This is a genomic window from Oryzihumus leptocrescens, assembly GCF_006716205.1.
GTDB classification, from domain to species: Bacteria; Actinomycetota; Actinomycetes; order Actinomycetales; family Dermatophilaceae; genus Oryzihumus; species Oryzihumus leptocrescens.
This window is the reverse complement of the sequence record NZ_VFOQ01000001.1, coordinates 304,379-328,748: the sequence shown is the minus strand read 5'-3', so window position 1 is coordinate 328,748 and position 24,370 is coordinate 304,379. Positions and strand designations below refer to the sequence as shown.

Below are 24,370 nucleotides of genomic sequence, written 5' to 3'. Positions count from 1 at the left end.
GTGACGGCACTGACGCAGATGGCCGCGTTCACCGTCGAGGAGCTCAACCCGGCCCTGCTGGTCGGGGCCCTGGTGCTGCTGCTCTCCGTAGCCGCGGTGCGCCTCTCGGTGCGCTCCGGCCTGCCGTCGCTGCTGCTCTACCTCGCGATCGGCCTGGCCATCGGCGAGGCGGGCCTCGGCATCCGGTTCAACTCCGCCGAGCTGACCCAGGTCCTCGGCTACACCGCCCTGGTGCTCATCCTCGCCGAGGGTGGCCTCACGACGCACTGGGACGGCATCCGCCGCTCGGTCGCGCCGGCCGCCCTGCTCTCGACCCTGGGCGTGGTCGTCTCGGTCGGCGTCGTCGGCGTCGCGGCGCGCCTGTTCCTCGACCTGCCGTGGGGCGTCGCGCTCCTGGTCGGCGCCGTGCTCACCTCCACCGACGCCGCGGCCGTCTTCTCGGTGCTGCGCCGGGTCCCCCTGCCCCGCCGGATCACCGGCCTGCTCGAGGCCGAGTCCGGCTTCAACGACGCCCCCGTGGTCATCCTCGTCGTGGCCCTGGCCGAGCAGACCGCACCCCACGCCACCTCGCACACCTGGTGGCAGCTGGTGCTCATCGCCGCCGCCGAGCTCGCCGGCGGGGCCGCGATCGGCCTGGGCGTCGGCTACCTCGGCGGGAAGGCCCTGCGCCGCATCGCCCCGGCCTCCTCCGGCCTGTTCTCCCTCGGCATCGTCGCGCTGGCCGTCCTGGCCTACGCCGCCTCGGCGATGGCCCACACCAGCGGCTTCCTCGCGGTCTACCTGTGCTCGCTGCTGCTGGGCAACATGGACCTGCCGCACCGGCCGGCGGTCCGTGGCTTCGCCGAGGCACTGGGCTGGCTGGCGCAGATCGGCCTGTTCGTCCTGCTCGGCCTGCTCGCCTCGCCGCAGCGGCTGCCCACCCAGCTGCTCCCGGCGATCGTCATCGGCCTGGTCCTGCTGCTGGTCGCCCGGCCCCTGTCGGTCCTGGTGTCGATGACCCCGTTCCGGGTGCCGTGGCGCGACCAGGTGTTCCTGTCCTGGGCCGGGCTGCGCGGCGCGGTCCCGGTCGTGCTCGCCACGGTCCCGCTGACGCTGGGCACGCCCCACGTGGAGTGGCTCTTCGACCTGGTCTTCGTGCTGGTCGTGGTGTTCACGCTGGTGCAGGGCCCCACCCTGCCGTGGGTGGCCACCCGCCTGGGGCTGACCGACCCCGACCGGCTGCTCGACCTGGACGTGGAGTCCACCCCGCTGGAGAAGCTGCGGGCCGAGCTGCTCCAGGTGCAGGTCGGTGAGGAGTCACGCCTGGCCGGCGTGGAGGTCTTCGAGCTGCGCCTGCCCAAGGGCGCCAACGTCACCCTCGTCGTCCGCGGGGACGAGTCCTTCGTCCCCGCGCCGAACACCGTGCTGCGCCACGGCGACCAGCTGCTCGTGGTAGCCACCGCGGAGAACCGGCGCCAGGTCGAGCGCCGGATCCGCGCGGTCAGCGAGCGCGGCCGCCTCGCCGGGTGGGTCAGCCGACCGGCACCTCCGGCCGAGCGACGGGCTCCGCTGCCGCTTCGTGGGCGTGCCCGGCCCGCCGGCTCGCAGCGAACGGACTGAGCTCGGCGTCGCGCCCGTCATGACTCAGTGCGGGGTGGCCTCGTGGTCGCGTCGGCCGTGGCTGCGCTCGGCCTCCTTCATCTCCGCCTCGTAGAGGTGGCGCCGGCCGTGGGCCAGCTGGCGTCGCGCCACTTCCTCCAGGCACTTGAACAGCGCGTAGTAGCCGTCGTCGTACTCCTCGACGATCTGGAAGGTCCAGCGTCCCTCGAGCACGTTGCGGCCGACCAGCTCGGTGTCGATGCGCTCGGCCAGGTCGAGGTGGCCCGCACTGCGCAGCATCGCGACGGCCTGGCCGGCCTTCATGTCGCCGGCGCCGGTCAGGCGGTGGAAGGCATACAGGTGACCCCGGGCTTCCTCAACCTCTTCCAGGGCTTCGGACAGCTTCCCCAGGGCCGCGATCGTGGCGTCGTCGACGCCGTTGGGGCGTCGGTGGCACGGTGCCGGTTCGTCATCCATGTGGCCACGGTAGGCAGTCCGCGAGCACCACACCTACGGCGCGTGGCTGACCCAAACCTGCCCACCGCCGGTGAAAGGGCCGAGACCCGACGCCTGCGGGCCGGCCTGCGTCGCGCCCAGGCCTGGCCCCTTCGCCGGGTGGGTCAGCCGACCGGCAGCTCCGGCCGGGTGGCTGGCTCGGCTGCCGCTTCGTGGGCGTGCTCGGCCCACCAGCTCGCCGCGATCCGGCTGAGCTCGGCGTCGCGGCCGGCGAGCATGCAGCGGATCATCTCGAAGTCGCCGCGCAGCGACCACGCCGGGTGGCCGAAGGTCGCCGGGTTGTTCTGCTCGATGAAGAAGTGGCTCGGCCAGGCCGCGCCGTAGCCCATGAGCGGCCAGAGCAGCAGCCAGGACGGCTTGCGCAGCCGGACCAGCCCGTGGGCCGCGGTCGCCGCGCCGAGCGTGGTGCCGACCAGGTGCGCCCACCTGGTGCTCGCCCGGGAGTGCATGGCCACGTAGTAGGGCCAGAACTCCTCATAGGTGGTGTAGGACGCGGGGCAGTCGCACGTGGGCCTGGGCATGGCCGCCACTGTGCCGGGGGCCGCCCGGGGGCACAAGTCCCGGCGAGCCACACGGCACACCGACGTGTGGACGGTATGCCGCGTGGCTCAGGCGCGCGGGCAGGCGGCGGCCACCAGGGTGGCCGCCGCGTCCCGGGCGGCGTCGGCGGCCTCAGGCCGGCCGTCGAGGACGCCGGAGGCCAGGCCACCGTCGAGCAGCAGGCTAAGCGACAGGGCCAGCGTCTGCGGGTCCGCGGCCCCGGCCTGCTCGGCCAGGCCCTGCACCCACTCCCGCACCTGCGCCTTGTGCCGGACGGTGCGGTCGTGGACGGCGGTGCCGGACTCGGACTGCGCCGCGGTGTTGATGAAGGCGCAGCCGTGGAACCCGTCACGCCGGCACGCCGCCGCGAGGGCGTCGAACATCCCGACGAGCTGGTCCCGCGGGTCCGGCCCGGCCGCCTCGGCCGCCGCCTCGAGCGAGCCGCGCCAGCCGGCGTCGACCCGGTCGAGGTAGGCGAGCACGAGGTCGTCCTTGCCCGGGAAGTGCTTGTAGAGCGTCGCCTTGGCGACCGCCGACTCCGCGATGATCGTGTCGACCCCGACCGAGCGGACGCCGCGGGCGTAGAACAGCCGGAAGGCCGTGTCGAGGATGCGGTCGCGGGCGGCACTCATGGGCGTCAGCCTCGCACGACCTTGATGTTGAAGTTGCCGCTGCCGAGGGAGCCCATGAGGGACAGCCACAGCGGCAGGTACATCTCGGTGCCACGGGCGGAGGCGATGCCGCCGAGGTCGTGGATGTGCTCGGGGGCCCAGCCGAAGCCCTGGAGCAGCTGGGTCACGGCGGCCTTGGCGTCGGCGTCGTCGCCGGCGACGAACACGTCGTGGTCGCCACCACCGACGCGGGCCGGGTCGACCATGACCTCGCAGTTCATGGTGTTGAGGCTCTTGACCACCTTCGCGCCGGGGAAGTCGCGCTGGATCTGCTCGCCGAGGCTGTCGGTGTTGACGACCGACAGCGAGGGCGGGAAGCCGTTGCTGAAGTCCAGGGGGTTGGCGATGTCGAGCAGCACCTTGCCGTCGAGGTTGTCCGCGCCGGCGAGGGCGAGGGCCTCGAGGCTGGCGACACCGGCGGTGGCGTTGACGACCAGCTCGGCGGAGGCGGCGGCGTCGGTGAACGTGGCGGCGATGCGCTGGCCCGGGCCGGCGGCCCAGTCGGTGGCCTTGGGGTTGGCGGCGTCGCGTGAGCCCATGGTCACCTCGTGGCCGAGCTCCGCGAGCCTGGTGGCAACGGCCTGACCGACCATGCCGGTGCCGAGGACGGCGATCTTCATGTCTGTTTCCTTCGCAGCAGTGGGGCGGGCGGTGGTGCCCGGCGAGACAAGTAGACAGACCTGTCTGTTCACTTGTCAAGGACCGGCGGCGATTCGTCGTACACTTCTGGCACTCGATGCCCGAGAGTGCTGATCAGGAGGACCCGTGCCGACGTACGCCTACGCGTGCACCGCGTGCGATCACCGTTTCGAGGTCGTGCAGTCCTTCAGCGAGGACTCGCTGACCGAGTGCCCCCAGTGCGAGGGGCGCCTGCGCAAGCTCTTCAACGCCGTCGGCGTGGTGTTCAAGGGCTCGGGCTTCTACCGCACCGACTCCCGCTCCGGCTCCTCCTCGAGCGTGCCGGCGGCCAAGAGCGAGTCCGCGAGCTCCTCGGACTCCTCGTCGAGCGCCTCCACGTCCGGCTCCTCGTCGGCGTCGAGCACCTCGAGCTCCTCGGGCTCGTCCGCCAAGGGCGCGGGCTCCGCGGCCTGAGCGCCGCGTCGCTGCCCCGGCCGCGGCCGGGACCACACGGCATACCCGGGGTCTGTCCACAGGCCCCGGACCGGTTCGTCCCACGATCCACAGGCCCGCGACGGCCACCGGGCGCGTCTGAGGTGCGCGGCTAGTCTCGCCGCATGACTTCCTCCCCCACCTCCGGCAGCCCGCGCGCCGACATCGGCGTCATCGGCGGGTCCGGGTTCTACGAGTTCCTCGAGGGCGCCGAGCGGGTCCGCGTCCAGACCCCGTTCGGTGAGCCCAGCGACGAGGTCGTGCTCGGCTCCCTGGCCGGCCGGCAGGTCGCGTTCATCGCCCGCCACGGCCAGGGGCACCGGTTCCCGCCGCACAAGGTCAACTACCGGGCCAACCTCTGGGCGCTGCGTGCGGTGGGGGTGCGCCAGGTGCTCGCGCCGTGCGCCGTCGGGTCGCTCAAGCCCGAGCTCGGCCCCGGGTCGGTCGTCGTGCCCGACCAGGTCGTCGACCGCACGTGGGGCCGGGAGCACACCGTCTACGACGCGATCGGGCCGGTGGTGCACGCCGGGTTCGCCGACCCCTACTGCCCGCGCGGACGCGAGACCGTGGCCCGGGTCGCCCGCGAGGCCGGCAAGGACGTCACCGACAGCGGCACCCTGGTCGTCGTCAACGGACCGCGCTTCTCCTCCCGCGCCGAGTCCCAGTGGCACCAGCAGGCCGGGTGGTCGGTCGTCGGCATGACCGCGATGCCCGAGGCCGCGATCGCCCGCGAGCTGGCGATGTGCTTCACGACGATCGCGCTGGTCACCGACCACGACGCGGGCGTCGAGGGCGGCGAGGCGGTCACCCACGAGGAGGTCCTGCGGGTCTTCGCCCGCAACATCGACGACCTCAAGACCGTGCTGGCCTCCACGATCGCCGCGATGCCCCCGGCCGAGCCCGACGCGACGGCGACCTGCGCCTGCCGTCGCGCGCTCGACGGCATCACCCTCCCGATCGAGCTGCCGTGACCGCCGGCGCCGGGCTGCTCACCGCCCCCTCCCCCACCCTGGTCGACCGGGCCCAGCGCCTGCTGCCGGCCGGCTGGCGGGGCCGGGGACGGCGGGCGGCCTGGCGCCGGACCCGCGCCCGCCGGGTGCTGGCCGCGCTGCTGGCGGGCCTGGCGGCGTGGCTGACGCTCGGTGCCGTGCTGCCCCAGCCGGTGCCCAGCGGAGTGCCGGTCGTCGTGGCCGCGCACGACCTGGCCGCGGGGCAGGCCCTGACCGGCGCCGACCTGCGGGTCGCCCGCTGGGCGCCCGACACCCGTCCGGTCGGGTCGGTCGCCGAGGTGACCGGCCTGGTCGGGCGTCGCGTCGCCGCGCCGGTCTCCGCCGGCGAGGCGCTCACCCCGTCCCGGCTGCACGGTCCCGGCCTGCTGACCGGGCTGGATGCCGACCAGGTCGCGACCCACGTCGGCGTCCCGGACGCCCGCGTGGCGGCGCTGCTGCGCCCCGGCGACCACGTGGACGTGATCGACAACGGCAGCGGCGCGCGGATCGGCGTCGACCTGCTCGTGCTCGCGACCGACCCCGCGGACGCCGGCTCGAGCTCCTGGACCGGCGTCGGGTCTGGCGCACCCGCACCCGGGGTCGTCCTGGCGGTGACGCCGGAGCAGGCCTCGGCGCTGGCCCGCGCGACCGGTGCCGGTGACCTGTCCGCCGGTGTGACGCTGACGCTGCGCCCCGCCGGCTGAGGTCCACCAGCGCCCCTTGCCCCGGCGGGAGGCACCTCCGCTACGGTCGTGCGGGTCCCGCAGCCAACGGAAAGGGCGCACGAATGTTCAAGGGCTTCAAGGACTTCCTCATGCGCGGCAACGTCGTCGACCTCGCGGTCGCGGTGGTCGTCGGCGCAGCCTTCACCGCGGTCGTACAGACCCTGGTCGGCAACCTGATCAAGCCCATGCTGAACGCCCTGGGCAGCCCCACGAGCAGCGGGCTGTCGTTCTCCCTCAAGCACGGCGGCAAGCCGATCGAGGACGCGACGCGGATCGACGTCTCGGCCATGCTCAACTCGGTCATCACGTTCGTCATCACGGCTGCGGTCGTGTACTTCCTCATCGTGGCTCCGATGAACGCCATCGCCGAGCGACGCAAGCGTGGCCAGGAGCCCGAGCCGAAGGCGCCGGCCGAGGACATCCTGCTGCTGCAGGAGATCCGCGACCTGCTGCGCCAGCGCGACTCCGTCTGAGCACCAGCGACGGGCTCATGCCCGACACCGGGCGTGACGGTGGTCGTGACGGCGAGACCGTCGTGGTCGCGGCGCCCCGGCCGTCACGCTCGCCGTCATGACAGGGGCCCGGCCCTGACGTGGCCAGCGACCTCACGCAGACGGGGCGGCTCCGCAGGTGCGGAGCCGCCCCGTCAGCGTCAGGTGTGGGTCACTCCCAGTGCGGGGGACGTTGCTCCTGCAGCCAGCGGTCGTGGGCGTCCTCGTCGCGGCGCTCACCCCAGCCGGTGTCGTCCCGGGTCTGGTCCAGCGAGGAGCGACGCACCGAGACCTTCGGTCGCGCCGGCTCCCGCTCGGCCTCGCTCCCGCCGGCCACGCCCTCATCGACGTCGCCCTGAGCGGTATCGCGCGCCTCACCGTCCGCGAGCCCGTCCCCGCCGTCGCCCGCCCCGGTCCCGACCCGGGTGACCTCGCCGGTGTCCAGCAGCGCGGCCTGCCCGTCGACCGGCGCCACCTCCTCCGGCGTCACGGCGTCGGCCTCGACTGCCTCGTCGCCGGCCGCGTCGGCCTCGTCCAGCCAGTCGGTCAGGGTGTCGTCGGTCGGGTCGGGGGTGGGCACGTCGTCCTCCAGGCTCTCGTCGAAGCCCGGCAGCAGCGGGGTCAGGGTGTCGGGCTCCGCCGCCGCTCCGGGCTCGGCCACGCCCTCGTCCACGGCCGGGTCGGCCGGGCGGGGTGGCACGGTGAGCCCATTGTCCCCCAGCACCGTGGCCTTCGACGCGGCGCGCACGGCGGCGGTCACGCGGGCGACGTCCCGGGCCGGGTCCCGGAACAGGTCGGTGCTCCAGATCCGCACGTGCTCCCAGCCGAGCCGGCGCAGCTGCTCGATCCGCAGCCGGTCCCGGTCGCGCGTGCTGGTCATGGCCGCGTAGGCGGGGCCGTCGGTCTCGACGGCGAGGAGCACCCGACCGCGGCGGTGCGGGTCCTCGATGGCCAGGTCGAGCCGGTGCTCCGAGCTGCCGTAGCGCTCGTGAACGACCAGCCCCTCCCAGCGCAGCCGCTGGGCGAAGTCGGCGACCAGCGGGTCGAGCGCCCTGCCGGTCGCCTCGGACCGGACCCGGGCGCCGGCCGGCGGGGCCGGCGTCGCGCCGACCTCCCCGCCGCCGGGACGGGCCGCCTCTGCCGCCGTGGCGGGCAGCGCCTCGGTGACCTTCGCCGGGGAGCCGCCTGCCGCGGCATACGCGAGGAAGTCCCGCAGCATGAGCGCGCCGCGGGCCTTGAGCCGGTTGGGGTCGAGGTCGGCCGCGCCGAAGGCGGCGACGACGGTCATCCGGCGGCGGGCGCGGGTGACGGCCACGTTCAGCCGGCGCTCCCCGCCGTCGAGGTTGAGCGGGCCGAAGCGGTGCAGGACCCGCCCGTGCGGGGTCTTGCCGTAGCCGATGGACAGGATGATCGCGTCGCGCTCGTCGCCCTGGACGCGCTCGAGGTTCTTGACGAAGAACCGCTCCGGCGCGGACTCGTCGAAGAACGAGCCCACCCCGTCGGCGTCGGCGAGGGCGGCGCGCAGGGCGTCCTCGATCCGCGCGGCGTGCCGCAGGCCGAGCGCGATGACGCCGAGGGACTCGGTGGGCCGGCGCCGGGCGTGGTCGAGCACGAGCTGGACGACCCGGTCGACCTCGGCCTCGGTGCTCTCGATCGCCTCCTGACCGGGCGGGGCCAGGGCGGAGCCGTCGACCAGCTCCAGCCGCACGACCGGGTCGGTGCTGGTGCCGGGGAAGGTCACCAGCGAGCCGTGGTAGACCTCCTTGTTGGCGAACGCGATCAGCCGCTCGTCCAGCGAGCGGTAGTGCCAGGTGAGCCGGCGCACCGGCAGCGCCGCGGTGAGCACGTCGAGCACCGACTCGAAACCCTCGGTCAGGGCGTCGGTCTCGGGCGTGCTCACGTCGTCGTCAGCCGAGGTGAAGAAGCTGGTCGGCGGCAGCTGCCGCTCGTCGCCGGCGACGACGACCTGGGTGGCCCGCGAGATCGCCGAGACCGCCTGCGCCGGCGGGATCTGCGAGGCCTCGTCGAAGACCACGACGTCGAACCAGCGCCCCGGCGGCAGCACCGAGGCCACGACCAGCGGGCTCATCGCCCAGCACGGCTTGACCGCGGTCAGCACGTCCCCGGCGCGGGGCAGCATCTCCCGCAGCGGGCGGTGCCGGCGGGACTTGGACGCCTCGGCGCGCACCAGGGCCTCCTGGTCGGGGTGGTCGGCCAGGACCTCGCGCAGGCGGCGGCCGATGGCACCCCGGACCCGGTCGACGGAGCGGTCGAGGTGGGCGTGGTCGGCCTCGACGTACTCCGCGCCGATCCGCCGCAGGAACTCCCCGTCGTGGGCGCCGTAGGCGGGGTCGCGGACGGTGATGTCGTCCAGCAGCGAGGTCCACCAGACGAAGTCGACCTCCGGGGCCACGTCGTCGACGAGCACCCCACGGGTGGCGAGGTCGTCGACCAGCGGGCCCATCCCGGCGGCGCGGAGCTCGTCGAGCACGGTGACCACCCGGGGCACCACGGACAGCCGGTCGGGCCGGGCGGCCAGCATGGCGAGCCGCTCCTGCAGCTCCTCCAGCGGAGCGTGGAGCAGGTCCCCACCGCCGGAGGTCGGCGCGAGCCGCTCCCCCAGCCAGGCCAGGTCGCCGGCCAGCGTCGCGTAGGTGCGCTCGACCTCCTCCAGCCCCAGCGGGACCTCGGGGCGGGCACCGGCGCCGGCCAGCTCCTGCCAGCGCACGCGCTGGCGCTGCGCCAGCTGCAGCCGGGTGTGCAGGTCGGGCGGCACGGCTCCCGGACGCAGCAGCCGTCGCGCCTGCCGGCGCAGGCGGCGCCGGGCCCACCAGCCCAGCTTGATGCCGTGCTCGGAGCGGTATGCCGAGGTGCCGGTCGCCGCGACGAGGTCGACGAGGGGCACGTCGAAGACCTCGGGGCGGAACACCTCCAGCGTCTGGCGGACCTGCTCGAGGGCGTCGATGGCGTCGGCCCAGGCGGAGGCCGTGCCCGCCTCGGGGATCCCGGCCTCGCGCAGCGTGGCGCCGAGCTGCTCGCGCACCGCGGCCAGCCCGCCAGAGCCCAGCCGGCTGCAGATCTCCAGCGCCTGGGCGGCCTCCTCCGGAGAGGTGACGCGCGCGGCATACCAGGGGTCGTCCTCGAGCCCGGGGGTCCAGGCGCCGAGCGAGGCGGCCTCGGTGAGGGAGCGGCTCAGCTCGGCGACCCGGTCGCGGGAGAGCGAGCGCAGGGCGTCGCCGTGGATGCGCACGTGGGAGGTCGGCGAGTGCGGCCGCGAGGACAGCGCCGCCAGGGCGAGCTGGGCCTCCCAGGCGCTGACGCCCCAGGGCTGGCGCTTCTCGTGCAGGGCGCGGGAGTGCTCGACCAGCCGGGTGCGGCGGTCCACGAGGGTGCGCGCCACCTCGCTGGTGTCGGGCTCCCCGGCCTCCACCGCCCGGTCCAGGGTGTCCCCGACCTCGCGGGCCAGCCGGCGCCGGTTGGTGGCCCCGTCGTAGGCGTCGAGCACCAGGTCGCCGAGGCCCAGGCGGTCCAGGCGGCTGACGACGGCGTCGATGGCGGCGCGCTTCTCGGCGACGAACAGCACCCGGCGGCCGTCGCTGGCCAGGGCGGCGATGAGGTTGGCGATGGTCTGGCTCTTGCCGGTGCCGGGCGGGCCCTTGACGACGAGGTTGGCCCCGGAGCGCACCGCCTCGATGACCGCGTGCTGGGAGGAGTCGGCGTCCAGGACCAGGTGCTCGCGCTCGGGCTCCTGGTCGACGGCGAGGGGCGGCACGCTGGTGCGCACCGCCCGCAGCGCGCCCGGGTCACCGGCCAGGGCCGCGACCACGTCGTGGTCGGCGAGGGTGTCGAGCTGGGCCGCGAGGTCGGCCACCATGGGCAGCTTGGCGTAGGAGAAGGTGCCGAGCACCAGCCGCGGCGTGATGGTGAAGCCGGGCACCTCCTCGCAGCCCGCGGCCAGCGCGGAGAACACCGGGGCGGCGTCGAACGCGCCGGTGACCGTCGCCATGTCGGCGAGCGCGTCACCGTCGACCTCCAGGCCCTGCTCGGAGCGCAGGTAGTGCTCCAGCACCGGGTTGAGCTCGACGTCCGGGCCGAGGTCGAGGTCGAAGTCGTCCTGGCTGGCGCCGCGCGGCCGCAGCACGCACGAGCGCAGCAGCACCGGTGCGGCCGGCGGGCGGGAGGCGCCGGCCACCCGCCAGCTGGCCATGCCCACTGCGACGAACCCGGCGGCGATGCCCCGCTCCTCGTGCAGCTCGGTGGTCTTGGCGCGGATGACGCGGGCACGGCGGCGGGCCTCAGCCAGGGCGGCCGGCTCGCGGAACAGGTCGGACAGCCGGGTCGGGCGGCCGGCCAGCAGCATCGCCAGGCCGCCGGGGTGGGCGGTGGTCAGGTCGAGCGTGCCGGAGGGCAGGTCGCGGTACCAGAGCAGGGTGTTGCGACCGCCGAGGTCGACCAGGTGACGCTGCCAGGCCTGGACCGCCGCCGCCACGCGCTCCCCGCGCGGGTCGGCGGACCCCTCCTCGGGCTGGTCCGGGTCCGGCGTCGCGTCCTGGCTCTGTGTCACCCCCGCAGGCTAGCCAACCGGCGCGCCGCCCCTCCGGACGCGCGCCGAGGTCCCCCGCCCCGGTCATCTCCGAGTGGCGCCACGCGGCCAGCGGACCTCAGGGGCCGCTGCGGTGGATCCGCTGGATGGTCACGACCCCGAACGCCAGCAGCAGGAAGCCGCCGAGCGTCACGAGCACCCAGCCGAACGGCGAGCCGGCGACGAGCGCGAGGGGGTAGCCCACGGCATACGCCAGGACGGTGGCGAGCGCCAGCACCAGCTGCGGCCGGTCGGGGCGGAACGGGCTGCGCGGGGGCATCACGCACCACCGGGCGGGCCGCCGGGCGGCTCCTGCGCGTGCAGCCGCGCGAGGTACTCCTGCCACGCGGCCAGCTGCGGGTCCGCTCCGGCACCGGGGTCCGGGTGGCGGGGCTGCCGGCCCGATGCCCGGCCGGTGCGCACCTGGTGTCCGGGGGTCTGCTCGTGGACCAGCTTTCGCCACATGTACACGCCGAACGCGGCGAAGAGCGGCCACTCGAACGCGTACACCCAGCTGAGCTCGTTGCCAGCGAGCGCGCGTCCCAGCTCGAAGACAGCCGCCGCAAGGCATGCCGGGATGGCGACCGCGGCCAGGACGTTGAGGCGCCGGACGCGCCGCCGCTCCCCGACCGCCCTCGCCGCCTCGGGCCCGGGGATGCCGGCCCGCTCCGCCCGGCTCACGAGGCGGCCGGCCCGGTCAGCCCGGCCGCGATCTGGCGGTCGATGCGCCGCCCCTTGCGAGCCTCCGCGCGCAGCCACGCCTGTATCGCGACCGCGATCCAGAGCGCGCCGATCACCATGCCGGAGCACCACATCAGGCCGCCGCCGAGCTGCTGGTCGCTCAAGGCGTCCAGGCCGAACGGCCGCGGGGACACGGCATACGCGGGGTAGAGCACGCCGCGGGCGGTGTAGATGAAGAACCCGGTCATGGCCTCCGGGCCCATCATGAGCACCAGCGAGGCCACCTTGGCCAGGGGCGACGGACCGTGCGGGACCGGGTTCGCCCCGATGAGCGGGTAGAAGTAGAGCAGGGCCACGCCGAGGTACAGCGGGTGCTCGACGTAGTCATGCACCACCGGGTGGGTCACCGCGTAGTTGTAGAACGGCGTGAAGTGCGTGCCGATCAGCGCCCCGGCGAACAGCACCCAGGTCAGGACCGGGTTGGTGAGCAGCCGCACGGGGCGGCTGCGCAGCGCGGGGACGAGCAGGCGGCGCCGGGTGGCCCGCCCGGAGGTCCGCAGGGCCAGCAGCACCGGTGCGCCCAGGAGCAGGAGCGGCGCGACCAGCATCATGATGGCGATGTGCTGGACCATGTGGGCCCAGAACAACTCGTCGTCGAAGGCGCCGACCGGGCCCATCACCACAAACGCCAGGAGCGCGAGCCCCGTCAGGAAGGACGAGGTGCGCCAGCGCGGCCAGGGCGGTTCCGGCTGCCGGTGGGCCAGCCGGCGCACGGCCCACAGGTAGGACGTCGCCGCCGCGAGCACCGCCACCGCCGGGACGAGCGCCAGGTCCCACCTGCTGAGGAAATCGAGGACTTCCTTCACGTCTCGGATGGTAGGTCTGCTCGCGGGCGGCGATCCGGGACCAAGGCACCGGACGAACCGCTCCCGGGGCGAGCGTCCGCCTCGGCCGAACCCCTGCCAAAGGTCCCTTCGCCCACAACCTGCGCCGGGTCGACGCTCGGATCAACGACCGCGTCGGGGTGGGTCCTCCGCGTCAGCGGGGTCGCCGGGTACAGCCCGGAGGTGAGGTCAGACGGATGCGTATGCTCATAGGTGCCTCAGCAACCGTCCTCGGCGGAGTCGTCGCCGTGGGGGTGGTCGGCACGTCGCTGGCCCATTCCGCCCCGCCCCCTCGACAGCTGCGGGCGAGCGTCCAGGGCGTCGCCAGCACCCCTGAGGGGAGCCTTCCCCACGCCTTCCTGACCCTCCAGACGTGGCCGGACAGCATGGCTGGACCGCACGGCAAGGACGGCGGGGCCCAGCCGGGCTGGGTGACCTACGGCCCGACGACCAACCTGTCCGTCCCCGCGCACAGCCTGGTGACGGTCACGATCCAGCAGTACGACACCGGCGAGAAGATCACCAACCCGTACTTCGCCCAGGTGCACGGCACGGTCGGCAACACGATGACCGTGGACGGCAAGACGGTCAACGCGGTCGACCCGGCGCACATCGGGCACACGTTCACGCTGCACAGCCTGGTGACCAACCAGGACCCGCTGTTCGTCTCGGTGCCCCTGCCGGCGGTGGCGGACGACGCCCCTGCCCTGGCCAACGGCTACCCCAAGCCGCACACGGTCACCTTCTCCTTCATCACGAAGGGACCTGGCAACTACGTGTTCCAGTGCGAGTACCCCTGCGGTGACGGCTACTACGCGAAGTTCGGCGGCCCCATGTCGACGCAGACCTACATGGAGGGCACCGTCACGGTGACCGGGACGGCCGCGACGGCAGCGGCGGCGGGAGAGTGAGGGGCAGGACACGATGACCGCAACCGAGACGCCCGTCGGCGCCGAGCCACCCCGGACCCCGGCACCAACCGGCAGGCCGGCGTGGCGCCGCCCACCCGTCCTGCCGATCCTGGTGCTCTGGCTGGTCTACACGGTGCTCCTGCTGCTGTTCGCCCTCTTCGTCCCTGCGCGGGTGATGGGCCCTCCGGCGTCACCGACGATGCGGGAGATCGAGTCGACCGTGACGTCGTTCAGCCTCGCCTCCGCGCCGGTGGCGGCGATGGTCTGGGCCATCCTGACCTACAGCCTCCTGGTGTGGCGCTATCCGGGCAAAGGGCCGCCGGCAGAGGACGCACCGCCGATCCGGGGCAACAACAAGGTCCTTGCCACCTGGCTCGTGACCTCCACCGCGCTGTGCCTGTTCCTCCTGATCTGGGGTCTGGTCGTGCTGGCCCCGCCGGCCAGCGTGGCCAGCACCGCCACGCGGCCCCCACTGGTGGTCGACGTCACGGGCCAGCAGTGGACGTGGACGTTCGAGTACCCGGGCACCGGTCACCAGGTCTCGGACCAGCTCTACCTCCCGGCCAACCAGCCGGTGCTGTTCCACGTCACGTCCAAGGACGTCATCCACTCGTTCTGGATCGTCGAGATGGGCGTCAAGATCGACGCCAACCCGGGCGTGACGACCACCGCGAACGTGACGCCCGACCGGACCGGCACCTTCACCATCCGGTGCGCCGAGCTGTGCGGGCTCTACCACTCGTACATGCAGACTCCGGTGCACGTGTTGAGCAGCAACGACTTCGCCGCCTGGCTGCGGACCGCGCAGAAGGCGGCGTCATGAGGCGACCCACACGGAAGGGGACGTCATGGCCACGATGACCACGCAAGGACCCGTCGCGGCACCGGTCCCGGGCACCGGGGGTGGCCTGATGCGCCGCCTCAGCGTCGTCACCGGCGTGGTGGTCGGCGTCGTGCTGGCGTTCGTGGGGTGGCTGGTCTCCAACGCCCTGCTGCCCTCGCCGCAGGAGGGCAACCACAAGACCGACGCCGTCACCCTGATCACCCTGATCTGCTGGGCCATCGGGTTCCTGGTCGGGGTGGGCGCGTTCGTGGGGCCGTTCCGGTGGCTGCTCGGCCGTGACCTGTCGCACGAGGACGAGGAGTTCCTCGCGGGCAAGGACGAGGGGGTATGGCGCTACTTCCGGTTCACGACCGACCACAAGGTCGTCGGGATGCAGTACCTCGTCACGACGATGGCGCTCTTCGCCGTCGGCGGGACCCTGGCCATGCTCATCCGCACCAACCTCGCGCGCCCCAACTCCGAGATCGTGGGGCCGCTCGCCTACAACGAGCTGGTCGGGCTGCACGGCATCATCATGATCATCGCGACGATCATCATGGTCAGCGGGCCGTTCGGGAACTTCATCCTCCCGATCATGATCGGGGCCAGGGACATGGCCTTCCCGCGGCTGAACGCCCTGAGCTACTGGCTGCTCTTCGCCGCGGTCCCGGTCCTGCTCTCGGCGTTCTTCCTCGGTGGCATCCCGACCGGGTGGTCGGCGTACGCCCCGCTGTCGGACCAGGCGCCCCCGGGCATGGACGCCTTCCTCGTGACCATCGTCATCTTCGGCGTCTCCACCGCGCTGGCCGGCGCCAACATCACCACGACCGCCGTCCGGATGCGTGCCCGGGGCATGACCTGGAACCGCACCCCGATCTTCGTCTTCGGCGTCGTGACCAGCGTCGCGCTGGGGCTCATCGCCTTCCCGATGTTCATGGTCGCCATGGTCGGGCTCGCCATGGACCGCTCCCTGGGCGCCAACTTCTACGTCGCGTCGGGCGGGGGCAACCCCTGGCTGTACTCGAACCTGTTCTGGCTCATGGGTCACCCCGAGGTCTACGTGATCCTGCTGCCGGCGATCATCGCGCTGCTCGAGATCACGCCGGTGTTCACCCGCAAGCCGCTGTTCAGCTTCAACGGCGCCGTGCTGGGCATCGGCGGCATCGTCGGGCTGAGCCTGTTCGTCTGGGCGCACCACATGTACATGGCCGGGTGGGCGCCCCCGTTGAACGCACCGTTCATGGTGACCACCGAGCTCATCTCGATCCCGACCGGTCTGCTCTTCCTGGTCCTGCTCGGCACCCTGTGGCGAGGGCCGGTGTGGATGCGCCTGCCGGTGATGGCCGTCTACGCGCTGCTGTGGAACTTCACCATCGGTGGCATCACCGGCATCTACCTCTCCGACGTCCCGGTGGACCAGGCCATGCACGGGTCGATGTTCGTCACCGCCCACTTCCACTACACCCTGATGGGCGCCGGCCTGACCGGAGCGCTGGGGGCCCTGGCCTACTGGTTCCCGAAGATGACCGGCCGCATGCTCAACGAGCGCTGGGGCGGCATCGGGTTCTGGACCGCGCAGCTCGGCTTCAACGTGACGTTCCTCGGGATGTTCGCCGTCGGGCTGGCCGGTCAGCCGCGTCGCGTCTCGGACCCCGCGGCGATGTTCGCGACGGGGAACCTGGTGTCCACGATCGGCGCCTACGTCATCGGCATCGGCATGCTCATCTTCCTGTACGCCGTCCTGCACTCGTGGCGACACGGTGAGCTCGCCCCGGCCAACCCCTGGGGGGCCAAGACGCTGGAGTGGCAGGTGCCGACGCCGGTGCCGCTGGAGAACTTCACCGTCCTGCCCGTCGTCACCTCGGACTTCTACGGCTACAGCGAGAACGGGTCCCGCGAGGCGCACCCCGCAGCCGAGCCGGCGCTGACCCCGGCCGGTGTGGCGGGTGGCGGCGGGAGCGGAGCCCTGCCTCCCGAGACGGCAGCACCGACGGGTGAGGGGCGCGACTGATGACCGCCGAGACCCACGCCCCGATCGTCGTCCACGGCAGCCCCGAGGAGCTCGGGAGGACACAGCGCCTCGGGGTGCTGCTGCTCATCGTCGGGGACGCCGCGTTCCTGCTGTCGCTGGTGTTCAGCTACCTCTACCTGCGTGCCCTCAACACCGAGCACGGCTGGGTCCCCCCGCACGGTCATACCGTGCCGGCCGGGTTGGGCTGGGTCATCGCCGCCGTCATGGTGGCCAGCCTGGCCTTCTACTACTGGGCCGAGACCGGTGCCGACCGGCCGCGCCGCCTCCAGCTCGGCCTGCTGCTGGCGGCCCTGCTCGTGCTGGTCGGCCTCGTGCTGCAGGCCTACCAGCTCGGGACGGCGGGGATCGTGGTGGCCGACGGCTCCTACGCCTCGACGTGGTATGCCCTGGCCGGCTACCACGCGTTCCACCTCCTGGTGACCCTCTTCATCGGGATCGGCATCTGGAACCGGGCCCGGATGGGCCGCTACGCCACCAACGGCTGGCAGGTGCGGTTGGTGGGCTACTGGTGGGCGTGGGTCGCCGTGGCGGCGATCATCACCGCGGCGACGACGTCCCTGGCGGCCATCCCGCACGTGGTGCCGTAGCGGTGGGGGCCCGGCGCGCGCAGCCACGGTGGGCCTGCGGGGTGCTGGCTCTCACCGGGTTGCTCGCGGGGCTCCTCACCGGGTGCGCCGCAAGCACGCCGGCCGCGGCGACGGTCCCCGCCCAGGCGGCTGGGCACTCCGCGCCCGCCGGCGCCACGCCGGGTCGCTCGGACGCCAACCGCTACCCGTTGGGGCTGACCGTGTTCCCCGTGGGGCAGCGTCGGACGCTTCCCGCCCTTCAGGGGCAGACCCTGGCCGGCCCGGCCCTCGCGCTGTCGAGCCTGAGGGGACGCACGGTGGTGCTCAACGTGTGGGCGTCGTGGTGCGAACCCTGCCGGACCGAGCTGCCGGGCCTGGCCGCGCTCGCCGCCCAGCTCCGGGCCTCGGGCGTCCGCTTCGTCGGGTTGGACGAGGACGCCGACCCGAGCGCCGCGGCGTCGGCCGTGCGCTCGACCGGGTCCGCCTACCCGCACCTCGTGGACCGGGGCACCCTGCTGGCCCGGCTCTCCCCCTGGCTGCCGGCTGCGGTGCCGGGCAGCCTGGTGGTCGACCCGGAGGGCCGCGTGGCCGCGCGCGTGGTCGGACCGGTGACGGCCGCCCAGCTGCGGCCGCTGCTGGCTGGGCTGGCGCCGGTATGACGCGCGTCGCCGCCGTGGGCGGCGCACCTCCCCGGAGCGGTCACCGGTGACCAGCTCCGCCATCCCCCTGCCCCGGTGGGCCGCGCTGCGCGCGACCCTCGCGGCATACCTGGCCCTGACCAAGCCGCGCATCATCGAGCTGCTCCTGGTGACCACCCTGCCGGCCATGCTCCTGGCCGCGAACGGGTGGCCGCCGACGGGGTTGGTCGCGGTCACCCTCATCGGTGGGGCGGCCGCGGCCGGCAGCGCGAACGTCCTCAACTGCTTCCTCGACCGTGACATCGACGCCGTGATGCACCGCACCGCGCGACGGCCGCTGAACGGGGGCCGGGTCTCCCCCCGGGGTGCGGTGGCCTTCGGCTCGGCGCTGGCCGTGGCGGCGGTGGGTCTGCTCTGGTGGGCCACCACGCCGCTGGCGGCGGCGCTCACGGCCGCGGCGATCGTGGTCTACGTCCTGGGCTACACGGTCATCCTCAAGCGCCGCACCTCCTCGAACATCGTGTGGGGTGGCAGCGCGGGCTGCATGCCGACGCTGATCGGCTGGGCCGCGGTCACGGGACGGCTCGCCCTCGCGCCGTTCGTGCTCTTCGCCATCGTCTTCTTCTGGACGCCGCCGCACTTCTGGGCGCTGGCGATCCGGTTCCGGGAGGACTACGCGGCGGCGGGTGTCCCGATGCTGCCGGTGGTGGCGCCGGCCCGGACGGTGGTCCACCGGATGGCGGTCTACACCTGGCTCACCGTCGCGACGTCCCTTGTGCTCTGGCCGGTGGCGCACACCGGCCTGCTGTATGCCGGGGCGGCGGTCGTACTCGGTGGGGTGTTCGTGCGCGAGGTCGAGCTGCTGCGGCGCCAGGTGGCCCGCGGGGCCCCGCTGCGCCCGATGCGGGTGTTCCACACGTCGATCAGCTACCTCAGCGCACTGTTCCTCTGCCTGGCGGTCGACGTCCTGCTGAGGTCGTGGTGACGACGCGAGGGGTCGCCTCCCTCGTCCCGGTGCTCGCGGCCGTCCTCGTGACGGGGTGCTCGGCCGGCGCGCCAGCGGCCCGCTCCGGCGCGGCCGCCGGCGTCGTGGGCACGGTCCGCGAGGGCGGCGTCACGGTGGTGCTCGCCTGGTCCGTCGGCCGCGGCGGTGAGCCGGTGCTGACGGCGCGGTTCACGCCCCAGCAGCCCGGCTTCCACCTCTACAGCGCCACTTTGCCGGCCAACGGCGTCGACGGGGTGGGCCGCCCGACCCGACTCGAGGTCGGTGGCGCGCTGGCGCCGGTGGGCGCGGGGGTGGCCGATGCGAGGCCGGAGTCGCTGCGGGTCAGCGGGGTGGACAGGCCGCTGGAGGTCTACCCCGACGGCCCGGTCACGGTGCGCCAGCAGGTCCGGGTCACCCCGGGGCGGCCCTCCCTCGTCTGGGTCACCTACGCGGCGTGCAGCCGGACGACGTGCCTGCCGCCGGTCATCCGTCACCGGGTCGACGTCGCCCTGCCGGGTCCGTCATGACGCGTGGTGCCGTCCCCCGGATCGTGCAGCGGGTAGGCACCGCCGCCCTGGCCGTCGTCACGGCGCTGGTCGTGCTGCTGCTCGGTGCCGGCCCCGCCTCGGCCCACGCCACGGTGCAGTCGACGTCACCCGCCGAGGGCGGCCAGGTCGCCACCGCGCCCGCGACGGTGTCGGTCACCTTCGACGAGGGGGTCGGGATCAGTGCGGGGTCGGTCAAGGTGGTGGACGGCCAGGGGCGTGGTGTCACCTCGGGCCGGGCCTTCCACCCTGGAGGGGACACCCGGACCGTCGCGGTGCGGCTCGCCCCGGGCCTGGCCCGTGGCGCCTACCTGGTGATCTGGCACGTCGTCTCGGACGACAGCCACCCCGTCTCGGGCAGCTTCAGCTTCGGCTACGGGGTGCCCGCCGGCCGCCCGGCCGCGGCGGCGCAGGACGACGTCGCGCTGGGGGTGGTGCACGGCGTGGCGGACTTCGGGGCGCTTGCCGGCTCGGTCGTCCTGCTCGGTGCTGTGTTCTTCCTCAGCGTGCTGTGGCCGCGGGGGTGGTGGCTGGGCCGGTCCCGCCGGCTCCTGGCCGTGGCGTGGGGCGCCGCGATCGTCGGCACCGCAGTGCTGTTCGTCGTCGAGGGGGCGTTCGGGGCGTCGCGGTCCCTGGCCGACGTCACCGACGGCTCGCTCCTCGCGGTCACGGCCGGCAGCACCTACGGCAAGCTGCTCCTGCTCCGCCTCGTGGCGTTGCTCGCGGGCCTGTTCATCTGGCGGTCCACCCGTGGACCCGCTCGTGGACCCGCTCGTGGACCCGCCCGTGGATCCGCCCGTGGATCCGCCCGCCCGCCGAGCCGGGTGGACCTCGGCGGCCTGGCACTGCTCGTGGTCGAGTCGTTCAGCTTCGCCGGGCACGCCGGGCAGGGGACCTGGGTGCCGCTCGCGTCCACCATGGACGCCCTCCACGTGGCTGCGGCGTGCGTCTGGCTCGGCGGCCTGGTGGTCCTGGCCGCGGCGCTGCTGACCCGGTCCGTGGACGCCGGGGCAGCCGCCGACCTCGGCACCGTGCTGCCGCGCTGGTCGCGCGTGGCCATGGCTGCCGTGGCCACGCTGGCGGTCACCGGCGCCTACCAGGCCTGGCGGGAGGTCGGCAACTGGGACGCCCTCGTCGCCACGGCATACGGCCGGCTCGTCCTGGGCAAGGTCACCGTGCTCGCCGTGATGCTCGTGCTCGCGTCGTACGGGCGGCGCTGGGTCGCCCGCCACGCCGGTCGGGTGGGAGGAGGGAGCGGCGAGTCAGGCACGGTCGGAGCAGCCGCTGTATCCGCGGGTGGCCGGACGAGCGGCAGCGTCCTGGTGCGCGCGGCAGGACCCGCAAGACGGGCTCCGGCCCCGGTCGGGATGCTGCGGCGCTCGGTCGCAGCGGAGGCGGCGCTGGGCGCGGTGGTGCTCGTCCTGACCGCGGTGCTGGTCAATGCGGTGCCGGGACGGCAGGCCTACCAGCCCTCGTTCACCACGTCGGTCCTCGCCCGCAGCGCTGCCGGTGACACCATCCGGGTCGACGTCGTGGTGCGACCCACGAGCCCCGGCTACGAGGGGATGTCGTTGCGGGCGTCGACGCCGAGCGGCAGGCCGGTCCCCCTCGCACTGGCGGCGGCGTCGTTCACCAACCCGGCACGCGGGATCGGCCCCATCGACCTCGACCTGGCCACGACGGCCGGGCGGGTCGAGGACGTCCTCATCAGCGTCCCCTCGCCCGGACGGTGGCAGGTGATGCTGCGGCTGCGGGTTGGCTCCTCCACCTTCGTCGCGGCGACCAGCTATGACGTCGGGTGAGAACGTCCTGGCCTTGAGCGGATGACGCTTCGGTCCGGTTGCGTCGCCGACCGGACTTCAGGCGCTCAGGGCGCTGGGGAACCGGGACTCGAAGTCCAGGACCCCGGCCCAGGTCGGCCGGATGCGGATCCGGGCCGACGGTGCATCGCGCAGCGGCTCCACCCACGCTCGGCCCTGCTCCGGGCCGAAGTAGCGCATGGCGGCCTGTTCGTACTCCGGGCTGACGTGGTCGAGGTTCTCCACGCTGGCGTCGCCGCGGATGAGCAGCACCTTGTAGGGCCAGTCGGGCTGGTCGATGGTCACGGCGACCCGCGGGTGCGAGGCGAGCGCCCGGACCTTAGGTGCACGCGGGGGCGTGCCGAGCACGAGCTCCGTCCCGTTCCAGTGGAACCAGATCGGCACTACGCGCGGCGTCCCGTCCAGCCACTGGTAGGCCAGCCGGGCCAGTGCGGTCGATGAGAGCAGCGTCTTCGCCACTGGGTCGTCAAGAAGGGCGAGGTCTCCTTGCTGGGTCATGGTCACCCCCACTGCGTTGGATCCTGAGGGTCGCCCCCGCCACTCGGCGTCGAGTGCGCCCTGCCTGCCGACGCTAGCGGCGGCCATCGCTCGGGGGGTCGTCAACGTGGCGTATCCCCGACTGCGCTCTGATCGATGCTGCCACGGGGCCAGTCACGGACTTGGGCTACCCTTCTCACGGCGTCACCATCGGTGCAGGTTCCAGCGAGCCTCGCAGCGAGGGTTTCTATCGTGCCCCGCCCTCGTGGCGTATGGCTGAAACCCCCTGACCTGCGAAAATGCCCACGCCTGCGGGACTTGCGCCGCTGCTTTCTGGGTCGCGGCATGGTCGGATCTGGAACGTCGCGTTCCCACTTCTCGAGCGACGCAGATGTTGGTGAGTAGCCCGTCGTGGCACTCGAGTTGGTCGATACGCGCAGCAGATGGTCGGACGCGGCGCGGATGCAGGCCGTACCGCCCACGGATCACTGTTGGCGCCTGGGTGAGAACCGGTTCGGCCAAGGGCATCGGGCGCCGGTTCCCGTCTCACCCGCGACCGAGCGATGCCGCGGCCAAGCCCAAGCCATTGGTGGCCCTGGGGCGTTGAATGACAACGGCCATAACCGGACGATGCGACGCGCCGGATCCGCAGCTGACGCGCTCTCGCGCCGAGGGCTCACCGGCCGCCTGTGGGCTTCAGGAGACTCCCAGCGGAAGTCAAAGCGGTGAGCGGCTCATCCGAGGGCTCCCCGTGGTTCCTGCGGTTTGGGGCGGTACGGCTGGGCGGGCGCCGTCGCCGGGGCGCGCACGGGGAACTAGGGCGCCCCCGCTCACCGCTCCTCCCGTGGACGCAGGTCGAGCAGGGCGTTGTCCAAGCCAGTTGGCGGCGGCGTCGCACTCCTTGGGGCCTGACCTGACCTCGCCGAGACCCTGAGTCGGCCCCAACCTGCTTACTCTCGCGCCGTGTACGGCGCCGCAACGGACCCCTCGACCGGGCGGTCCGCGCCGGTCACGGACAGGTAGACCACAAGGACGGCGATCAGGGCGGCCAGAGTGAGCGTGACCGGGCCGGTGCCGAGATCCAGGCCGCGCCGACTCGCCGGGACGCCCAGCCAGTCCGCGAACGACGCGCCCAGCGGACGCGTCACGATATAGGCGAACCAGAACGCTGCGATGCTGTTCATCCCCAGCCGCCAGTGGGCCAGGGCGGGGATGGCGATCACGACCGCGAAGAGCACCCCGGAGGCGAAGTACCCCAGGTGCATGGTCGAGGCCGTCATGTCACCGGCCGCTGTGCCCAAGGCGAAGGTGCACAACACCGTGGCCCAGTAGAACCGTTCTCGCCGCGGGGTGCGGATGCTGTGGATCGACAGCGTGTGCTCGCGGCTGTACCAGCGAGCGAAGATGACCGCCAAGGCCACCGCGAAGAAGATGGTGCTGACGACGTACGGCACACCGAATCCGATGTGCACCACATCAGCCGCCATGGTCCCGAACACGCTCACCATCGACACCGCCAGCCAGTAGGACCACGGCCGGTAACGGCCCGAGCGGAACTGGAGGTTCAGTGCGGCCGTGAACGCCATCGCGCCCAGCGTCACGGCCACGAACGGGTTGATCCGTCGGACCAGGTAGTCGGATGCGGTCTCACCCATGCCCGTGGTGAGTACCTTCGTGACCCAGAACAACGCGGTGACCGCCGGCACCTTGCTCAGGGCGGCGCGGACTCCCGGCGCGAATGCTCTGGACTGCTCGCCGGTGGCCATTGGGCGAGTATCACCGGCGGGCCTGGCGCCCGCGCTCCCGTGATCGCGCGACCGGAACTACGTCCCTCGCAGGTGGCCAACCCTCCGGCATCAGTAGCCGCTCGTGTGAACCATTCGGCGGACAATCCCCTTGCGAACATGAGGCATAGTCGGCGGCGTAAACAAGAAAACAGGGCCGCTGCCGACACACAGGAGTGCACATGCACCGATCGCAGCGGATGGCCCTCGTCGGGGCCATGGCCATCACAGCAGCCCTGGCGCTGGCTCCAACAGCCAGCGCCGCAGGCACCGGCACCACGCGAGTGCTGATCGCCACCCGACCAAACCCCGCCCTCTCAACCGCCCCAGTCGCCTTGTACGGCAGGGTCAAGCCGACGTCGTCCACGACTGCGCCGACAGGGCAGGTCTGCTTCTACGACGGCACGTCCACCACGACCTTGGGGTGTGGCACCCTCGCCGCCCAAGCCAACGGGACGATGCAGACTCACATCAAGGTGAGCTTGGCCAAGGGCACACACGCCCTTGTTGCCAAGTACTCCGGCGACTCCCACTACGCAGCAAACCAGTCAAAGGTGCTCCTCCTCACGGTGAGCTGAACTTCCCCCGCTACGCCAAGGGATCTACCGGCTAGCGACTCAGGTGGAACTGCGTTCCTGGATCGTGAGCTGGATCCGGGTCGAGAGCAGACCCCGACCCACCCTCGCGCAAGGCCCAGATCGATCACGGTGGCGTGATGCCCAGGATCCAGGTTCCACGCCCCCGGGTGAGCCAGACCTAGCCCGGGGTCCGCCGGCCAAGGTCTCGACCCTGAGGATTCCACTGGCGCTGTCGAAGCCGGCCTGTTCGACGTCCGCCCACCCCTCGGGGTCGGGGCCGGGATCGCCCGGGTGGACCTCAAGGCGAACCGCCACGGGTTCACCCTCCCGATGACAGCGCAGCGCCACACCGTGCCGGGCAGTGGTGAGAACCTCGCCAGGCGACCCGCGACCAGACTGGTGACGGGGTCACCGGCCTGGTCCGAGGCTGGGTCGCGGAGGAGG

General features: G+C 73.1%; 24 protein-coding genes. 14 read left to right on the top strand and 10 right to left on the bottom strand.

Going from position 1 to position 24,370, the window contains the following annotated elements; all coding sequences use genetic code 11:
* Window positions 1-1,599: a potassium/proton antiporter gene (locus FB474_RS01635; RefSeq protein WP_342778084.1), complete on the top strand. Its 1,599-nt coding sequence runs from the start codon at window positions 1-3 to the stop codon at window positions 1,597-1,599.
* 24 nt (window positions 1,600-1,623) lie between these two features.
* On the opposite strand, the gene FB474_RS01630 is transcribed toward FB474_RS01635, so the two are convergent.
* The 4 genes from FB474_RS01630 to FB474_RS01615 form a co-directional block, all read right to left on the bottom strand.
* Window positions 1,624-2,055 carry a hypothetical protein gene (locus FB474_RS01630; protein ID WP_141787066.1) on the bottom strand — a complete coding sequence of 144 codons (432 nt, stop codon included), beginning with the start codon at window positions 2,053-2,055 and terminating at the stop codon, window positions 1,624-1,626.
* A 143-nt stretch (window positions 2,056-2,198) separates the two neighbouring features.
* Window positions 2,199-2,615, bottom strand: coding sequence for an Mpo1-like protein (locus FB474_RS01625; RefSeq protein WP_141787065.1), 417 nt, complete (start codon window positions 2,613-2,615; stop codon window positions 2,199-2,201).
* Window positions 2,616-2,702: 87 nt separating this feature from the next.
* Window positions 2,703-3,266 carry a TetR/AcrR family transcriptional regulator gene (locus FB474_RS01620; RefSeq protein WP_141787064.1) on the bottom strand — a complete coding sequence of 188 codons (564 nt, stop codon included), beginning with the start codon at window positions 3,264-3,266 and terminating at the stop codon, window positions 2,703-2,705.
* Window positions 3,267-3,271: 5 nt separating this feature from the next.
* Window positions 3,272-3,925 carry an NADPH-dependent F420 reductase gene (locus tag FB474_RS01615; RefSeq protein WP_141787063.1) on the bottom strand — a complete coding sequence of 218 codons (654 nt, stop codon included), beginning with the start codon at window positions 3,923-3,925 and terminating at the stop codon, window positions 3,272-3,274.
* 145 nt (window positions 3,926-4,070) lie between these two features.
* Between FB474_RS01615 and FB474_RS01610 the strand changes: the two genes are divergently transcribed.
* From FB474_RS01610 to mscL, 4 genes are all read left to right on the top strand, one after another.
* Window positions 4,071-4,397, top strand: coding sequence for an FmdB family zinc ribbon protein (locus tag FB474_RS01610; RefSeq protein WP_141787062.1), 327 nt, complete (start codon window positions 4,071-4,073; stop codon window positions 4,395-4,397).
* A gap of 143 nt (window positions 4,398-4,540) precedes the next feature.
* On the top strand, window positions 4,541-5,386 hold the full coding sequence (locus tag FB474_RS01605; protein WP_141787061.1) for an S-methyl-5'-thioadenosine phosphorylase: 846 nt from the start codon (window positions 4,541-4,543) through the stop codon (window positions 5,384-5,386).
* Window positions 5,383-6,108: a Flp pilus assembly protein CpaB gene (gene cpaB, locus FB474_RS01600; protein WP_185745995.1), complete on the top strand. Its 726-nt coding sequence runs from the start codon at window positions 5,383-5,385 to the stop codon at window positions 6,106-6,108. Before FB474_RS01605 ends, cpaB begins: the two co-directional genes overlap by 4 nt.
* Window positions 6,109-6,191: 83 nt before the next feature.
* Window positions 6,192-6,602, top strand: a complete 411-nt coding sequence (mscL, locus tag FB474_RS01595) for a large conductance mechanosensitive channel protein MscL (RefSeq protein WP_141787059.1) — start codon at window positions 6,192-6,194, stop codon at window positions 6,600-6,602.
* A 190-nt stretch (window positions 6,603-6,792) separates the two neighbouring features.
* On the opposite strand, the gene FB474_RS01590 is transcribed toward mscL, so the two are convergent.
* The 4 genes from FB474_RS01590 to FB474_RS01575 form a co-directional block, all read right to left on the bottom strand.
* A complete protein-coding gene (locus FB474_RS01590; protein WP_141787058.1) occupies window positions 6,793-11,184 on the bottom strand; it encodes an AAA domain-containing protein in 4,392 nt (1,463 codons plus the stop codon).
* A 97-nt stretch (window positions 11,185-11,281) separates the two neighbouring features.
* Window positions 11,282-11,482 carry a hypothetical protein gene (locus FB474_RS01585; RefSeq protein WP_141787057.1) on the bottom strand — a complete coding sequence of 67 codons (201 nt, stop codon included), beginning with the start codon at window positions 11,480-11,482 and terminating at the stop codon, window positions 11,282-11,284.
* Window positions 11,482-11,883 (bottom strand): hypothetical protein, encoded by a 402-nt coding sequence (locus FB474_RS01580; RefSeq protein WP_141787056.1) that lies wholly within the window; start codon window positions 11,881-11,883, stop codon window positions 11,482-11,484. The genes FB474_RS01585 and FB474_RS01580 overlap by 1 nt, the downstream gene beginning before the upstream one ends.
* Window positions 11,880-12,749 carry a cytochrome c oxidase assembly protein gene (locus tag FB474_RS01575; protein WP_185745994.1) on the bottom strand — a complete coding sequence of 290 codons (870 nt, stop codon included), beginning with the start codon at window positions 12,747-12,749 and terminating at the stop codon, window positions 11,880-11,882. The genes FB474_RS01580 and FB474_RS01575 overlap by 4 nt, the downstream gene beginning before the upstream one ends.
* Before the next feature lie 215 nt (window positions 12,750-12,964).
* Here FB474_RS01575 and FB474_RS01570 point away from each other — a divergent pair, with 215 nt between their 5' ends.
* The 8 genes from FB474_RS01570 to FB474_RS01535 are packed head-to-tail and all read left to right on the top strand — an operon-like array spanning window position 12,965 to window position 21,069.
* On the top strand, window positions 12,965-13,678 hold the full coding sequence (locus FB474_RS01570; RefSeq protein ID WP_141787054.1) for a hypothetical protein: 714 nt from the start codon (window positions 12,965-12,967) through the stop codon (window positions 13,676-13,678).
* 13 nt (window positions 13,679-13,691) lie between these two features.
* Window positions 13,692-14,501, top strand: coding sequence for a cytochrome c oxidase subunit II (coxB, locus tag FB474_RS01565; RefSeq protein ID WP_141787053.1), 810 nt, complete (start codon window positions 13,692-13,694; stop codon window positions 14,499-14,501).
* Window positions 14,502-14,526: 25 nt separating this feature from the next.
* Entirely contained in the window at window positions 14,527-16,512 is a 1,986-nt protein-coding gene (locus tag FB474_RS01560) for a cytochrome c oxidase subunit I (RefSeq protein ID WP_221632401.1), read from the top strand.
* Window positions 16,512-17,120 (top strand): cytochrome c oxidase subunit 3, encoded by a 609-nt coding sequence (locus tag FB474_RS01555; RefSeq protein ID WP_141787052.1) that lies wholly within the window; start codon window positions 16,512-16,514, stop codon window positions 17,118-17,120. Before FB474_RS01560 ends, FB474_RS01555 begins: the two co-directional genes overlap by 1 nt.
* A gap of 41 nt (window positions 17,121-17,161) precedes the next feature.
* On the top strand, window positions 17,162-17,758 hold the full coding sequence (locus FB474_RS01550) for a TlpA family protein disulfide reductase (protein WP_185745993.1): 597 nt from the start codon (window positions 17,162-17,164) through the stop codon (window positions 17,756-17,758).
* Between the two features lie 46 nt (window positions 17,759-17,804).
* A complete protein-coding gene (locus FB474_RS01545) occupies window positions 17,805-18,722 on the top strand; it encodes a heme o synthase (RefSeq protein ID WP_246092001.1) in 918 nt (305 codons plus the stop codon).
* Entirely contained in the window at window positions 18,716-19,249 is a 534-nt protein-coding gene (locus tag FB474_RS01540; protein ID WP_141787050.1) for a hypothetical protein, read from the top strand. Before FB474_RS01545 ends, FB474_RS01540 begins: the two co-directional genes overlap by 7 nt.
* Window positions 19,246-21,069 carry a copper resistance CopC/CopD family protein gene (locus FB474_RS01535; protein ID WP_141787049.1) on the top strand — a complete coding sequence of 608 codons (1,824 nt, stop codon included), beginning with the start codon at window positions 19,246-19,248 and terminating at the stop codon, window positions 21,067-21,069. The genes FB474_RS01540 and FB474_RS01535 overlap by 4 nt, the downstream gene beginning before the upstream one ends.
* A gap of 57 nt (window positions 21,070-21,126) precedes the next feature.
* Here FB474_RS01535 and FB474_RS01530 read toward each other — a convergent pair whose 3' ends face one another.
* Both FB474_RS01530 and FB474_RS01525 read right to left on the bottom strand, forming a co-directional pair.
* Window positions 21,127-21,585 (bottom strand): pyridoxamine 5'-phosphate oxidase family protein, encoded by a 459-nt coding sequence (locus tag FB474_RS01530; protein ID WP_141787048.1) that lies wholly within the window; start codon window positions 21,583-21,585, stop codon window positions 21,127-21,129.
* Between the two features lie 929 nt (window positions 21,586-22,514).
* Window positions 22,515-23,330 (bottom strand): COG4705 family protein, encoded by an 816-nt coding sequence (locus FB474_RS01525; RefSeq protein ID WP_141787047.1) that lies wholly within the window; start codon window positions 23,328-23,330, stop codon window positions 22,515-22,517.
* A 200-nt stretch (window positions 23,331-23,530) separates the two neighbouring features.
* Between FB474_RS01525 and FB474_RS01520 the strand changes: the two genes are divergently transcribed.
* On the top strand, window positions 23,531-23,926 hold the full coding sequence (locus FB474_RS01520) for an Ig-like domain-containing protein (protein WP_141787046.1): 396 nt from the start codon (window positions 23,531-23,533) through the stop codon (window positions 23,924-23,926).
* The last annotated feature ends 444 nt before the right edge of the window (window positions 23,927-24,370 follow it).